Origin of the sequence: Streptomyces sp. V4I2 (assembly GCF_030817655.1) — a bacterium.
Classification (GTDB): Bacteria; Actinomycetota; Actinomycetes; order Streptomycetales; family Streptomycetaceae; genus Streptomyces; species Streptomyces plumbiresistens.
The window spans coordinates 9,470,785-9,484,955 of the sequence record NZ_JAUSZM010000003.1 but is presented as its reverse complement, the minus strand read 5'-3'; the positions used below and the strand labels follow the sequence as shown (position 1 = coordinate 9,484,955).

The window sequence follows — 14,171 nt, the reverse complement described above, 5'->3', positions numbered from 1 at the left end:
ACGAGGAGCGGGGGGCGCACGGGCAGCGCTCGTACGCCGCCTCGTGCATCGCCTGTGGAGGTATGGGCGGGGACGGACGGGGTACTCGGGCGGCTTCACCGTGCCGCGGGCATTCCTGTGCCGTACGCGAGCCGGCGCCGATGTGCCCGGACGCCGCTCGCCGTGCGGGACGGGCCTCCAGGGGGCAGATTTGAGCCCTGGGAACCGTCGCTCGGCCGGGCGAGGAGGTGGTCGGCGTGTCCGACGGGCAGACGTCCGGGCAGGCGTCGGTGACCGCGAGGACCCGCGTCGGCCGGCCCCTCCTGTCGCTGGCGCTGGCGGCGATGATGGACGAGGTCCACGCACACTCCGGGGCTGTGTATCTGCTGGCGGACGACGCCTCGGTGCTGGAGATGGCGGTGATGGCGGGGCTGCCCCGGGCGTTCGCGGCGCCGTGGGAGCGGGTGGGGGTGAGTGCGCCGATCCCGGTGGCCGAGGCGGTGCGCGAGCGGCGGCTGGTCTGGGTGGGCGGCGAGGAGGACATGGCGCGCCTCTATCCGCGGATCGCGGTCGTGCTGCCCTACCCCTTCGCGCTGGCCGCGGTGCCCGTCGCCACCAGGACCACCCAGTACGGCGCGGTCTTCGTGACCTGGCCCGGCTCGCATCCGCCGGAGCTGTCCGAGCGGGAGCGGGACCATCTGACCGCGGCCTGCGACCGGTTGGCGGTACGGCTGGAGCGGGCCGTCGAGGACAGCGTCCCGCTGCACTCCGAACCCGATCTGCTGGCCGCGCCGACGGTGGGCGGCGCGGCCGGCACCCTCGGCACGGTGGAGGCGGCGCGGATGGTGGCGCGGCTGCCGTACGGGCTGTGCTCGCTCGATCTGCACGGGCTGGTCTCCTTCGCCAACACGGCCGCCGCCGAGCTGATGGGCGTGCCGGTGAACCAGTTGCTGGGATCCACGCTGTGGGCGTCGGTTCCCTGGCTCAACGACCCGGCGTACGAGGACCGCTACCGGGCCGCGCTGCTGAGCCAGCACACCACGTCGTTCGTGGCGCTGCGCCCGCCGGACGACTGGCTGTCGTTCCGCCTGTATCCGAGCACGACCGGTCTGAGCGTGCGCATCAGCCGGGCGCGGGCGGTGGCGGAGATGAGACGGGTGGGGCCGCGGCCCGGTGACGCCCCGTCCCGGCTCGTGACCATCTCCCAGGTGCTGAGCCTGGCCGGGGCGCTCACCGAGGCGGTGAGCGTGCAGGACGTGGTGCAGCTGGTCGCGGACGAGATCGCTCCGGCCGTGGGCAGCCAGGCGCTGGTCGTCCTCGGTTCCCGGGCCGGCCGCCTGCATGTGCTGGGGCACCGCGGATATGAGGACCCGCACCTCGTGGAACGCTTCGACGGGCTGCCGCTGACCGAACAGACGCCCGGCACGCATGTCCTGACCAGCGGGGTGCCCGCATTCTTCGACTCCCGGCAGGAGCTGGAGCGGCTGTATCCGGCGCGGCACGCGACGCCGGACGGCTTCGCGTCCTGGGCGTATCTGCCGCTGATCGCCTCCGGCCGCCCGGTGGGCACGTGTGTGCTCGCCTACGCCGAGCCGCACCCCTTCCCCGCGGACGAGCGGGCGGTGCTGACGAGCCTGGGCGGGCTGATCGCCCAGGCGCTGGAGCGGGCCGTGCTCTACGACGTCAAGCACCAGTTGGCGCACGGCCTGCAGCAGGCCCTGCTGCCGCATTCGCTGCCGCGGCTGCCCGGTATCGACGCGGCGGCGCGCTACCTTCCGGCCACCCGCGGCATGGAGATCGGCGGCGACTTCTACGACCTGGTGCGGGGGCAGGGGCCGGCGGCGGCGGTGATCGGGGACGTGCAGGGCCACAACGTCACCGCTGCCGGGCTGATGGGACAGATCCGTACCGCCGTACGCGCGTACACGACCGTGGGACAGGCTCCCGAGGAGGTCATGCGCAGCACCAACCGGCTGCTGATCGACCTCGGTTCGGATCTCTTCGCCAGCTGTCTGTATCTGCGGCTCGATCCGGAGCGCGGGCGGGCCGTGATGGCCCGGGCGGGACATCCGCCGCCGTTGCTGCGCCGTCCCGACGGGCGGGTGCGGGTGCTGGACCTGGCCGGCGGGCCGCTGCTGGGCATCGACGGCTCCGCGGTGTATCCGACCACGGAGGTGGACCTGGCTCCCGGCAGTGTGCTCGTCCTCTACACCGACGGGCTGATCGAGTCGCCCGGCGTCGACATCGAGGACGCGCTCGCCGCGCTGGGCCGACGGCTGGCCGAGGCCGGGGACCGGCCCCTGGACGAGTTGGCCGACGAACTCGTCCGCCACAGCGCGGCCACGCAGGAGCGGAGCGACGACGTGGCGCTGCTGCTGCTGAGGGCGCGGGCGGAGGGCTGACGCGGGACGGACCGGTCCGGCCCTCCCGCCGGAGGGCCGGACCGGTCCGTGTCGTCGCGCGCCGGGAGCGGCTCAGTGGGGGCGAACCGCTCCCGACACGTGGTCAGTTGGTCTCGGTCAGGCCGGAGCCGTCCTCGACGCCCGTGCCGGTGTCGTCACCGGTACCGGCTTCCTCACCGCCGACCGCTTCGCCGCCGGCCTCTTCGCCGCCGACTTCCTGACCGGCGCCGGCCTCTTCGCCCGCTCCGGCTTCTTCACCGGCCCCGGCCTCTTCGCCTGCTCCGGCTTCTTCACCGGCGCCGGCTTCTTCGCCCGCTCCGGCTTCCTCGCCGCCCGCCGCGTCACCCGCGCCGAGCGTCGCGCCGACCGCCGTCAGTGCGGTGGTGACCGGCTGGAAGAAGGTCTCGCCGCCGACCGTGCAGTCGCCGCTGCCACCCGAGGTCAGGCCGATCGCGAGACCGTCCTGGGTGAACAGGGAACCGCCGCTGTCGCCGGGTTCGGCACAGACGTCGGTCTGGATGAGCCCGGTGACGGTGCCCTCCGGGTAGTTGACGGTGGCGTCGAGTCCGAGGACCTGGCCGTCGCTCAGCCCGGTGGTGCTACCCATCCGGAACACCTCGAGGCCGACCTCGGCGTCCGCGGCCTGGGAGATCTGCACGGTCTGGTCGCCGAGGTTGACCTCGCTGGGCGCCACCGTCGCGGGGTCGTCGTACTTGACGAGCGCGAAGTCGCCGTCACCGGGGAACGTGGCCTGGTCGACGGTGGCGATCGGCTCACCGTCCTGGGTGTCGGACCAGGCGGCCTCCGCGACCCCGCAGTGACCGGCGGTCAGGAAGGCGGGGCTGCCGTCGCCCGCGGTGACGTTGAAGCCCGCCGAGCAGCGTGCGCCGCCGCCGAAGATGGCGTCACCGCCGGAGAGGAACGTCTTGAACGTGCCGGCCGACTTCTTGATGGTGGCCATGCCGGAGCCGAGGCTCTCGACGGTCGACTCCAGGGTGTCCCAGTTGGCGCCGGTGACCGTGCTGTCGGCGGTGACCAGGATCTTGTTGGTCCTGGGGTCCACGGCCCACGCGGTGCCCGGAATGGTCGCCTCGGACTTGAGGGTCTGGGCGCCGGCCTCGAGTTCGCGGATGCTGTTGTCGACCTCGCGGACGGCGGCGCCCGCCTTCTTCGCCTGGACGATCACGTTGTTGTTGTCGCCGGATATGACGTTGACGACGAGCTGCTGCTGGTCGGCGTCGTAGTAGGAACCGGCGAAGGCGTCACCGAGCAGTCCGGCGAGTTGCGAGGCGAGATCCGAGGCGTCCGCCGACTTGAGGGTTCTGGGCGCGGCGGCGGTGTCGTCCGAGGAGCCGTCCTGGGAGGCGTTGGCGTTCGGCAAGAGGATCGCGGCCGCTCCGAGCGCCACCACACTGCCCGCCGCCAACGCGGCCTTGCGCTTCGGAATTCGCTTGTGACTCAAACTTCTCGACCTCCTGAGGGACCGGAGTCTGCTGCCGGTGTGCGGCAGTTGTTATGGGCGCCTGGATGGCAGTGGGTACGCACGGGGCTCACGGCGCGTTCAATTCCGTTTCCGTGCGCCCCGCGTGAAACACCGAATCGGCCACGACCGCACCCGACGGCCCGGCGCGGGGAACAATCCCCCATATGACGATGACCACCGCCGAAGCCGACAAGATCCTCGCCGACAACTTCGCCCCTTGGGTCCTCGAACTGGGGCTGCGGATCGAGGCGTTGGGCGAGGACCGCGCCACACTGCGACTTCCCTGGTCGGACCGCCTGTCCCGGGAGGGCGGAGGGCTGTCGGGGCAGGCCCTGATGGCCGCCGCCGACACGGCCACCGTGATCGCGGTGTCGGCCGCCCGGGGTGCCTACGGGCCGATGACGACGGTGCAGCAGTCCACGTCCTTCCAGCGGGCGGTGACCGGTTCGGATGTCCTGATCGAAGCGGTCCTCACCAAGCTGGGCCGCCGGATGGCGTTCGCCGACATCACGCTGACCGACGAGCGGTCCGGACAGATCGCGGCACGGGCGAGCACGGTCTACGCACTCCTGGGCTGACACGTTCAGCTATCCGTCAGCAACGGTCCGTCGCGAACACCGGGTCGAATCCTTGCTCCAGGGAATCTGCACATCGAATGCCCAACGAGGTCACCGCTCGCGAAGGATCTGCACAAGCCGGGGTGTCCCGCACGTCATTGGCGCGGAGTGTCGGATTCGCGCCGGGGAGCGCAAGAGCCTCTGCCGGCACACGGCCGTGTCAGGTGTGAAGAAGTCGCCGTCAAGCCGTGCCCACTCCTGCACGGATGGGTACTCCTGGGGCACAAGTGCCCTGGTGAGGCGGTTGGTTGATTGGATGCCCGGACCCGCAGCGTGCTTTGATCCATCGCACCGCAGGGGCCGCCAAGGGCTTTCCGGAAACGGGTGCCCGGTGCCTGCGGTCGCGGCCGTCCGTCTGTCCCCAGAGGGGTGCCGCTCCCCCCTTGTGAATATCCATATGAAGGGAAGTTCCATCATGAACTCCACCCCCCAGGTTGAGACCGTCGAGATCTCCGACGCCGACCTCGACAACGTCTCCGGCGGCCTGTCCGTGAACGCCCTGGGCACCGTCACCGGCCTGGTGGACGGCATCGCCCCGGTTTCCGGCCTGGTCAACACGGTTGTCGGCACGGTTGAGGGTGCCACCGGCCTGAACACCGCCCCGGTCACCAGCCTGGTCGCCGGTCTCTGATCGCACCTTCTGTGATCGTTGAGTCCCGGAGCCGTACACGGCTCCGGGGCTCTCGGTTGTCGTGAACCAGCCGGCTCGCGCGAGCCGGTCCTTACTCGTTCGCAGGTCTCGTTCGCAGGTGAGGGAAGTTCCGTGCAGTTCCGCCAACAGGCCCTCGCCAAGCTCCAGTCGCCGGAGGAGCTCGACCTTCCGGTGCGTTTCGCCCGCCCGCAGGGCTGGCTCGTGTTGTCCGTGACGGTCGTCGTCATGGCCGCCGCGTCCGTGTGGGCGGTGACCGGCTCGGTGGCCTCCACGGTCGGCGCGCCCGCGATCCTCACCCATGGCGAGGGCAGTTACATCCTGCAGAGCCCGGTGGCCGGCCAGGTCACGGCGGTCGTCGCCGAACAGGGCGAGCGGCTGCCCGCCAACGCCCCCGTCCTGAAGGTGCGTACGGCCGAGGGCGACACCGTCGTCCGGACGGTCGCCGCGGGCCGGGTCACCGCGCTCGCCGCCACCATCGGCCAGATCATCCAGACCGGCGCGAACGTCGCCGCCGTCGAGAAGGTCGCCCGCGCCACCGATCCGCTGTACGCCACCGTGTACGTCCCCGCCGAGAACGCGGCCTCCATCCCGTCGAACGCCGCCGTGGACCTGACCGTCTCCTCGGTGCCCACCCAGGAGTACGGCGTGCTGCGCGGCCATGTGAAGACGGTGGACCGCTCCGCCCAGTCGGCCCAGCAGATCGGCGCGTTCCTCGGGGACAGCCAGCTCGGCGAGCAGTTCACCAAGGACGGCCGGCCGGTGGCCGTGCTGGTCAGGCTGGACAAGTCGTCCGGCACGAAGAGCGGCTACCAGTGGTCCTCCGCGGACGGGCCGCCGTTCTCCCTCACCTCCATGACGACGGCCAATGCCTCGATCCGGCTGGCTGATCAGCGTCCCGTCGATTGGCTGCTGCCGTGAGTGCCGCCCAGGACACCAGAAGCAGGCGCAGGGCCGCCCCGCCCAAGCGACGCCCTGTCCCCACCGGCAAGGTCAAGACGGTCCGCACACCCACCGTGCTCCAGATGGAGGCCGTGGAGTGCGGCGCCGCCTCCCTGGCGATGGTGCTCGGCCACTACGGCAAGCACGTCCCGCTGGAGGAGCTGCGCATCGCCTGCGGTGTCTCCCGGGACGGCTCACGGGCCAGCAACCTGCTCAAGGCGGCCCGCAGTTACGGTCTGACCGCCAAGGGCATGCAGATGGACACGGCCGCCCTCGCCGAGGTGCGCACGCCGGCCGTCCTGTTCTGGGAGTTCAACCACTACGTCGTCTACGACGGCATGGGGCGCCGCTTCGGGCGCCGCGGGGTGTACATCAACGACCCTGGCAAGGGCCGCCGTTTCGTGCCGATGGAGGACTTCGACGGCAGCTTCACCGGTGTCGTCCTGGTCATGGAGCCCGGCGAGGGCTTCACCAAGGGCGGGCGCAAGCCGGGTGTGCTGGGCGCGATGCCGGCCCGGCTGCGCGGCACCGCGGGCACCATGCCGGCGGCGGTGCTGGCGAGCCTGCTGCTGGTCGTGGTCGGCGCGACGGTGCCCGCGCTGAGCCGCCAGTACATCGACATGTTCCTGATCGGGGGCCAGACCTCCCTGCTCGGCGTGCTGTTCGCGTCGATGGGCGCGTCCGTGCTGCTCACCCTGGTGCTGACCTGGTTGCAGCAGGCGAACCTGCTGCACGGCCGCATCATCTCCTCCACGCTTTCCAGCGCCCGCTTCCTGCGCCATCTGCTGCGGCTGCCGGTCACCTTCTTCTCCCAGCGCAGCCCGGCCGACCTGGTGCAGCGCCTCCAGTCCAACGACCAGGTGGCCGAGACGCTGGCCCGCGACCTGGCGGCGGCGGGCGTGGACGCCGTGGTCGTCGTCCTCTACGCGGTGCTGCTCTACACGTACGACCCGCAGCTCACCTATGTCGGCATCGGCGTGGCCCTGCTGAACGTCGTGGCCATGCGGGTCGTCATCAAACTGCGCGCCACACGTACGGCGAAGCTGCGCGCCGACAGCGCCCGGCTCACCAACACGGCGTACACCGGCCTGCAGTTGATCGAGACGATGAAGGCGACCGGCGGCGAGGACGGCTACTTCCGCAAGTGGGCCGGGCAGCACGCCACCACGCTGGAGGAGCAGCAGCGGCTCGGTGTGCCGAGCGCCTGGCTGGGCGTGGTCGCACCGACGCTGGCGGCGCTGAACAGCGCGCTGATCCTGTGGATCGGCGGGATGCGGGCGATCGAGGGCGGGATCTCGGTCGGCCTGCTGGTCGCCTTCCAGTCGCTCGTCACCCGCTTCACCGCTCCGATCACCCGGCTGAACGGCGTCGCGGGCCGCATCCAGGACTTCGCGGCCGACGTGGCCCGCCTGAAGGACGTGGAGAACTTCCAGGCCGACCCGCTCTACGGCCGTCCCGGCGCCGGCGAGTCGACGCGCCGCCTGCAGGGCCATGTCGAGCTGCAGAACATCACCTTCGGCTACAACCCGCTCGACAAGCCCCTGCTCTCCGGCTTCGACCTGACCGTCGGCCCGGGCCGGCAGGTCGCGCTGGTCGGCGGTTCCGGCAGCGGCAAGTCCACGGTGTCCCGGCTGATATCGGGCCTGTACGCGCCCTGGGAGGGCGTGATCCGTATCGATGACCAGCGCATCGACGACATTCCGCGCGGGGCCCTGGCCGCGTCCGTCTCCTTCGTCGACCAGGACGTCTTCCTCTTCGAGGGCTCGGTCCGCGACAACATCGCGCTGTGGGACCCCTCGATCCCCGACGACGCCGTGGTGGACGCGCTGCGGGACGCCGCCCTGTACGACGTCGTGATGCGCCGCCCCGGCGGCATCCACAGCAGGGTCGAGCAGGACGGCCGCAACTTCTCCGGCGGACAGCGCCAACGCCTGGAGATCGCCCGGGCCTTGGTGCGCAGGCCCAGCATCCTGGTCCTGGACGAGGTCACCAGCGCGCTGGACGCGGAGACCGAGCTGACCGTCATGGACAACCTGCGCAAGCGCGGCTGTGCCTGTGTGGTGATCGCACACCGGCTCAGCACCGTGCGCGACAGCGACGAGATCGTCGTACTCGAGCACGGCACGATCGTGGAACGCGGACGGCACGAGGAGCTGGTGGCGCGCGGTGGCGCGTACGCCGAGCTGGTCAGGGAGCGGTGAGATGACGACCGCACACGAGCCGGACCTGGTGCTGGGCGCGCTCGGGTCCATGGGCACACCCGTCGACTGCGTCGGCCTGAGCCGGATCGACCTGGAGGGGCCGCAGGTGCTGTGGCTGGTCGCGGCGGGTGCCGTGGACCTGTTCGCGGTGGACGCCGAGGGGCAGGGCCACTGGCACCACCTCGGCCGGCTGGAGGCGGGCTCGCTGCTCCTCGGCCCGGTCCCCGGGCCCCAGCACACCCTGGTGGCCCGCCCGCTCCGGGACTGCGTGGTGCGCCGCATCACCCTGCGCGAGCTGTACCAGCCCGCGAACACCCAGACGTGGTCCTACGACGAGTACGGCAATCCCCAGTACGTGCCGCCGACGACGAGCCCGCTGGAGTACGCCCTCGCCCTGGGCGTCGGCCGCAGTCTGTCCATCCTCTTCCAGGCGCCGATGGCCACGGACCGGGCGGCCGCGCCCACCGACGACGACGTCTTCTGGATGCAGGTCCCGCCGGGCAGCGTGCAGTACGGCTCGCTGTACGGGGCGGAGGCGGCGGCCGACCTGTTGATGGACCCGGCCGTGTGGCAGAGCATGGTCGACCAGCAGTACCGGCTGCTGACCACGCTGGACCGGTGGATCGAACAGCTGGAGCACACCCACGAGACGCGTACGGCCGCCGGTATCAAGGCCGGTGAGGCGGTCCGCGCCCAGGCCGACCGGACCCTGCTCGCGTCCATCGGGAAGTCGTCGAAGCGTGCGACGGCCGCCGACGCGGACGCCAGCCACGCGGCCTGCAAGCTGGTCGCCCGGGCGGCCGGGATCCCCCTTGCCGACCCCGCGCAGTCCGGCACCGAGAGCGACCGGCTCGACCCGGTCGAGCGGATCGCGCTGGCCTCCCGGGTGCGCACCAGGTCGGTACGCCTCGACGGCCGCTGGTGGCGGGACAACGTAGGCCCGCTGGTGGGCCACCGGGCCCTGTCCGGTGCGCCGGTGGCACTGCTGTGGCGGCGGAGCGGCTATGTGTCCGTGCACCCGGCGACCGGTCGCGAGACACCGATCGAGAAGGCGAACGCGGAGGAGTTCGAGCCGCGCGCGGTGATGTTCTACCGTCCGCTGCCCGACCGGCCGCTCACCCCGCTCGGGCTGCTCCGCTTCAGCATGCGCGGCACGGGCGGCGACCTGACGAACCTCGTCATCAGCGGTCTGGTGACGGTGGCGATCGGGGCGCTGGTGCCCATCGCGACCGGCAAGGTGCTCGGCGAGTTCGTGCCGAAGGCGCAGACCCACCTGATCGTGCAGGTCTGTCTGGCGGTGATGATCAGCAGCGTGGTGGCGGCGGCCTTCATGCTGATGCAGAACCTGACCATGCTCCGTCTGGAGGGCCGGATCGAGTCGACGCTCCAGCCGGCGGTCTGGGACCGCCTGCTGAGGCTGCCGACCAAGTTCTTCACCGAGCGCTCGACCGGCGAGCTGGCCAGCGCGGCCATGGGCATCAGCGCGATCCGCCGGACGATGGCGGGCCTCGGTCCGGTGATCGCCCAGTCGGTGACCGTCGGCGCGATGAACCTGGGACTGCTGTTCTGGTACAGCGCCTCGATGGCGTTGGCGGCGATCGGGATGCTCGTCGTCATCGCCGCGATCTTCCTCGGGCTCGGGCTGTGGCAGGTGCGCTGGCAGCGGCGCCTCGTGGTGCTCGGCAACAAGCTGAACAACCAGGCGTTCCAGACCCTGCGCGGCCTGCCGAAGCTCAGGGTCGCAGCGGCCGAGAACTACGCCTACGCCGCCTGGGCCTCGGAGTTCGCGCGCAGCCGCGAGCTCCAGCAGAAGGTCGGCCGCATCAAGAACCTCACCGCGGTGATGGGCGCGGTGTACCTGCCGCTGTGCACCCTGCTGATGTTCATGCTGCTGGCGGGTCCGGCGCGCGGGGCGATGTCGGCGGCCGCGTTCCTCACCTTCAACACCTCGGTGACGATGCTGCTGACGGCGGTCACCCAGCTGACCGGCTCCTTCGTCTCGGCGGTCTCCGCGCTGCCGCTGTTCGAGGAGATCAAGCCGGTGCTGGAGGCCGCGCCCGAGGTGCGGACGGCCAGCACCCGCCCCGGCCCGCTGTCCGGCGGGATCGAGGCCCGCAGGCTCTCCTTCCGTTACTCGGACGACGGTCCGCTGGTCCTCGACGACGTGTCGTTCGACGTACGGCCGGGCGAGTTCGTGGCGATCGTCGGCCCGAGCGGCTGCGGCAAGTCGACCCTGCTCAGGCTGCTGATCGGCTTCGACCGACCGGTCTCGGGGAGTGTGCTGTACGACGGCCAGGACCTGGCCGCCCTCGACCAGTCCGCCGTACGGCGGCAGTGCGGGGTGGTGCTCCAGCACGCGCAGCCGTTCACCGGGTCCATCCTCGACGTCATCTGCGGCACCGAGCCCTACACGCCGGAGGAGGCCCTCGCGGCGGCCGAGATGGCGGGGCTCGCCGAGGACATCAAGCGGATGCCGATGGGCCTGCACACGATCGTCTCGGGCAGCGGCGCCATCTCCGGCGGCCAGCGCCAACGGCTCATGATCGCCCAGGCGTTGATCCGCCGTCCGCGCATCCTCTTCTTCGACGAGGCGACCAGCGCCCTCGACAACGAGACGCAGCGCACGGTCATCGAGAGCACCAAGGCCCTCAACGCCACCCGGATCGTGATCGCGCACCGCCTGTCGACGGTACTGGACGCGGACCGCGTGATCGTCATGGAGGACGGCAAGGTCGCCCAGCAGGGCCCGCCCGCGCAGCTCCTGGCGGACACCGGCGGGCGGCTGCACGAGCTGGTGCGGCGGCAGCTGGCGTAGCACGCCTCCCGGGCGCTCCAGCGAAACGTTGCCGTTTCGCAGAAAGTGGTCTAGCCTCCACCGACGCGTTCGACTGGCGCTGTACGTCAACGTCCTCATCGCCGTCGTCGCCTTCGTCGACGGCTGGATACTCCTGTCCAACAAGCGCGACGCCGCGAACTCCAAGCTGGACGTGCCGGGCACCGTTCTGGTCGCCGCCGGTCTGTTCTCCCTGGTCTACGGCTTCTCCAACGCGGAGACGCACGACTGGGACTCCCCCGCGACCTGGGGCTTCCTGATCGCCGGCGGTGTCCTGCTGACCGCGTTCGCCTGGTGGCAGACCCGCGCCGCGCACCCGCTGCTGCCGCTGCTGCCGCTGCGCATCCTGCTGGACCGCAACCGCGCGGCCTCCTTCATGGCCGTACTGATCTCCGGCGCGGGCATGTTCGGTGTGTTCCTCTTCCTCACCTACTACCTGCAGCTGGTCCTGGGCTTCAGCCCGACCAAGACCGGCGTCGCCTTCCTGCCGATGGTCGCCGCGCTGATGGTGGCGGCGCAGATCAGCACCACGGTCCTGGTCCCGCGGATCGGGCCGAAGGCGGTCATCCCGCTGGGCTTCGTGGTCGCCGCGGTCGGCATGGCCTGGCTGACCGGGATCGGCGTCGGCTCCGACTACGCGACCGCGGTGCTGCCGCAGCTGATCGTGACCGGCTTCGGTCTGGGTCTGGTCATGCCGCCGGCCATGCAACTGGCCACCGGCGGGGTCGCCGCCGAGGACGCGGGTGTCGCCTCGGCCACCGTCAACGCCATGCAGCAGGTGGGCGGTTCGATCGGTACCGCCCTGCTGAACACGCTGGCCGCGAGCGCCGCGACCGACTACCTGGCGGGCAAGGACCCCAGCGACAAGCTGGTCCAGGCACAGACGACGATGGAGAGCTATACCACCGCCTTCTGGTGGTCGGCCGGCTTCTTCGCCGCCGGCGCGCTGATCGCCTTCCTGCTCTACCGGCGCGGGGTGCCGGAGCAGGACCCGGAGGCCGCACCGGTCGTCCATATGTGATCCGGCTCCAACCGAGCCGCCGTAAGGCCGAGGGGCCGCCGTCCGCAGGGAGACGGCGGCCCCTCCTCGCTGCCCGGGAAGGGCTGGGGTGTCGAGGTGTCGGGACCCTGGGGGCACGGCTGACGTTGGGCGATCCCGCAACGGGGTACCCACGGTGCATGCGAATCAGCGTGGTTGACGTGGGATCGAACACGGTCAGACTCGTCGTCGCGGACGCGGAGGGCGGCGTGCCGCTGCCCGTCCACACCGCCAAGTGGCGCCTGAGGCTGTCCGATCACGTGAAGCCCGGCGGCCCGGTACCGGAGGAGGCGGTCGAACGGCTCGTCGATGCGGTCGCCGAGGCGAGCAGGACCGCGGCCCGCTGGGGTGCGGCGAGCCCTCTGGCCTTCGCGACCGCGGTGGTGCGCAGCGCCCCGAACCGCCACGAAGTGCTGCGTACCGTACGGACCCGGACGGGAGTCGGGCTGTGCACGCTGCCGGGCGAGGTGGAGGCCGAGCTCACGTTCCTCGGGGCGCGGCGCTGGATGGGCTGGCGGTCGGGGCCGCTGGCCCTGCTGGACATCGGCGGCGGCTCGCTCGAAGTGGCCTTCGGCCGCGGCCGGTTACCGGACTTCGTGGCCTCGCTGCCGCTCGGCGCGGGCCGGCTGACCCACGAGTTCTTCGAGGGCCAGGACCCGCCGCCGCCGGAGCTGGTGCGGGCGCTGCGCCGCAAGGTACGCCACCAACTGCGGGACGTGGCGGCCCGGATCCGCTGGGAAGGACCGCACACCGCGGTGGCCACCTCGCGCACCTTCCAGCAGCTGGGCCGGCTGTGCGGGGCCCCGCCCGGGCGGCACGGCCCGTTCACGGAACGGCTGTTGCACCGCGAGGACCTGCGGGAGGCGGTCGCCCGCCTGGCCGTCCTGCCCGCCGCCCAACGCGCCGCGCTCCCCGGCATCTCCGCGCCCCGCGCGGTGCAGAGCCTGGCCGGCGCGGTGGTCGGGCACACGGCCATGAAGCTGACCGGGATCAGGACGCTCACGCTGTGCCCGTGGGCGATCCGCGAAGGGGTGCTGCTGCGTCACATCGAGGACGGGGCGCCCTGGTGGGCGGAGATCATCCGCCGCAACGAGGAGGCGGCTCCGCCGGATCCGGTGCCGCTGCACCTCGCGACGGCGAGCAACTGAACCGAGGAAACCGGGGGAACCGGAGAAAGGAGAGCGCCGTGTCCGACGCCAGGAACCCCGAGAAGAACGACAGGAACAGCGGCCGAACCGAGGCGCGGCCCGAAACCGCGCTCGAAGAGGTCCTCCGCGAGGTCGAGGACGCCGAGACGCGTACCCGGGACTCCGCCGAGCAGCGCCGGCACCGGGGTGAGGCCTCGGAGGCCATCACCCCGAACACCCGCGCGCAGGAGGAGTCCGAGGGCGACTGACTAGCCCGGCGGCGCGCCCACGGGGCGTGCCGCCAGAGCGCTCGCCACGCCGTACAGGTTGGCCGCCATGGCCCGGCCCGTCCGGTGCGACCAGTCCCGGCCCTGCTCGTCGTCGAGGTAGTCGGGCCCGGGCCCGAGGTGCCAGTAGGTCCACGCCTGGCCGGGGATCGTGTAGCCGAGGTCGGCGAGCGCGCCCGAGATCTCGCTGATGACGTGGTGGGCGCCGTCCTCGTTGCCGGTGACGACCACGCCCGCGACCCGGTTGTAGGCGACGGGCCTGCACTCGTCGTCGGTCTCGGACATCAGCGCGTCCATCCGCTCCAGGACCCTCCCCCAGAGGGGGTGCCCCCAGGCGACGGAGGACGGGCGGCCGAGCCAGGTCGGCGAGGCCATCACGAGGATCTCGGCGTCCAGCAGTTTGTCGTGGACACCCGGCCAGGCGTCGCCCTCGCGTACGGGCTCGCTGGTCACGCCGGGCTCGATGGTCAGGTCCACGGCCCGCAGGACCTCGACCTCCACACCGTCCTTCTCGAGCCGTTCGGCGACGACGCCCGCCAGTGCCTCGGTGTTGGAGGGGTCCGGCGACCTCTTGAGGGTGCAGTTGATCACGAGTGCCTTCATGTCGGCTCG

General features: G+C 71.5%; 10 protein-coding genes and 1 pseudogene. 9 read left to right on the top strand and 2 right to left on the bottom strand.

The features are described from left to right. The first annotated feature begins 227 nt into the window (after positions 1 to 227). Positions 228 to 2,381, top strand: a complete 2,154-nt coding sequence (locus QFZ76_RS44265) for a SpoIIE family protein phosphatase (protein WP_307678985.1) — start codon at positions 228 to 230, stop codon at positions 2,379 to 2,381. Between the two features lie 103 nt (positions 2,382 to 2,484). Here the strand turns inward: QFZ76_RS44265 and QFZ76_RS44260 are convergent, their stop codons facing one another. Continuing rightward, positions 2,485 to 3,843: a S1 family peptidase gene (locus QFZ76_RS44260; RefSeq protein ID WP_307678984.1), complete on the bottom strand. Its 1,359-nt coding sequence runs from the start codon at positions 3,841 to 3,843 to the stop codon at positions 2,485 to 2,487. 185 nt (positions 3,844 to 4,028) lie between these two features. On the opposite strand from QFZ76_RS44260, the gene QFZ76_RS44255 reads away from it, so the two are divergent. The 8 genes and pseudogenes from QFZ76_RS44255 to QFZ76_RS44220 all read left to right on the top strand — a co-directional run bounded on the left by QFZ76_RS44255 (position 4,029) and on the right by QFZ76_RS44220 (position 13,541). After that, positions 4,029 to 4,442: a PaaI family thioesterase gene (locus QFZ76_RS44255; RefSeq protein WP_307678983.1), complete on the top strand. Its 414-nt coding sequence runs from the start codon at positions 4,029 to 4,031 to the stop codon at positions 4,440 to 4,442. Positions 4,443 to 4,896: 454 nt separating this feature from the next. Next, complete coding sequence (locus QFZ76_RS44250) at positions 4,897 to 5,112, top strand: type A2 lantipeptide (RefSeq protein WP_266451191.1); 216 nt, start codon at positions 4,897 to 4,899, stop codon at positions 5,110 to 5,112. 132 nt (positions 5,113 to 5,244) lie between these two features. Beyond that, on the top strand, positions 5,245 to 6,051 hold the full coding sequence (locus QFZ76_RS44245; RefSeq protein WP_307678982.1) for an HlyD family efflux transporter periplasmic adaptor subunit: 807 nt from the start codon (positions 5,245 to 5,247) through the stop codon (positions 6,049 to 6,051). Beyond that, positions 6,048 to 8,273 (top strand): NHLP family bacteriocin export ABC transporter peptidase/permease/ATPase subunit, encoded by a 2,226-nt coding sequence (locus tag QFZ76_RS44240; protein ID WP_307678981.1) that lies wholly within the window; start codon positions 6,048 to 6,050, stop codon positions 8,271 to 8,273. The genes QFZ76_RS44245 and QFZ76_RS44240 overlap by 4 nt, the downstream gene beginning before the upstream one ends. A gap of 1 nt (position 8,274) precedes the next feature. Beyond that, positions 8,275 to 11,088 (top strand): NHLP bacteriocin export ABC transporter permease/ATPase subunit, encoded by a 2,814-nt coding sequence (locus QFZ76_RS44235; protein ID WP_307678980.1) that lies wholly within the window; start codon positions 8,275 to 8,277, stop codon positions 11,086 to 11,088. Positions 11,089 to 11,158: 70 nt separating this feature from the next. Beyond that, a pseudogene (locus QFZ76_RS44230) lies at positions 11,159 to 12,127 on the top strand (MFS transporter); the annotation flags it as partial. A gap of 158 nt (positions 12,128 to 12,285) precedes the next feature. Next, positions 12,286 to 13,293, top strand: coding sequence for a Ppx/GppA family phosphatase (locus QFZ76_RS44225; protein WP_307678979.1), 1,008 nt, complete (start codon positions 12,286 to 12,288; stop codon positions 13,291 to 13,293). Between the two features lie 38 nt (positions 13,294 to 13,331). Beyond that, on the top strand, positions 13,332 to 13,541 hold the full coding sequence (locus tag QFZ76_RS44220; RefSeq protein WP_307678978.1) for a hypothetical protein: 210 nt from the start codon (positions 13,332 to 13,334) through the stop codon (positions 13,539 to 13,541). Here the strand turns inward: QFZ76_RS44220 and QFZ76_RS44215 are convergent, their stop codons facing one another. Beyond that, on the bottom strand, positions 13,542 to 14,162 hold the full coding sequence (locus QFZ76_RS44215; RefSeq protein ID WP_307678977.1) for a flavodoxin family protein: 621 nt from the start codon (positions 14,160 to 14,162) through the stop codon (positions 13,542 to 13,544). Between the last annotated feature and the right edge of the window lie 9 nt (positions 14,163 to 14,171).

Excerpts from the sequence above, each read along its gene's own strand:
- QFZ76_RS44255 (WP_307678983.1), top strand. The coding sequence starts at position 4,029 with ATGACGATGACCACCGCCGAAGCCGACAAGATCCTCGCCGACAACTTC.
- QFZ76_RS44250 (WP_266451191.1), top strand. The coding sequence starts at position 4,897 with ATGAACTCCACCCCCCAGGTTGAGACCGTCGAGATCTCCGACGCCGAC.
- QFZ76_RS44235 (WP_307678980.1), top strand. The coding sequence starts at position 8,275 with ATGACGACCGCACACGAGCCGGACCTGGTGCTGGGCGCGCTCGGGTCC.
- QFZ76_RS44225 (WP_307678979.1), top strand. The coding sequence starts at position 12,286 with ATGCGAATCAGCGTGGTTGACGTGGGATCGAACACGGTCAGACTCGTC.
- QFZ76_RS44215 (WP_307678977.1), bottom strand. The coding sequence starts at position 14,162 with ATGAAGGCACTCGTGATCAACTGCACCCTCAAGAGGTCGCCGGACCCC.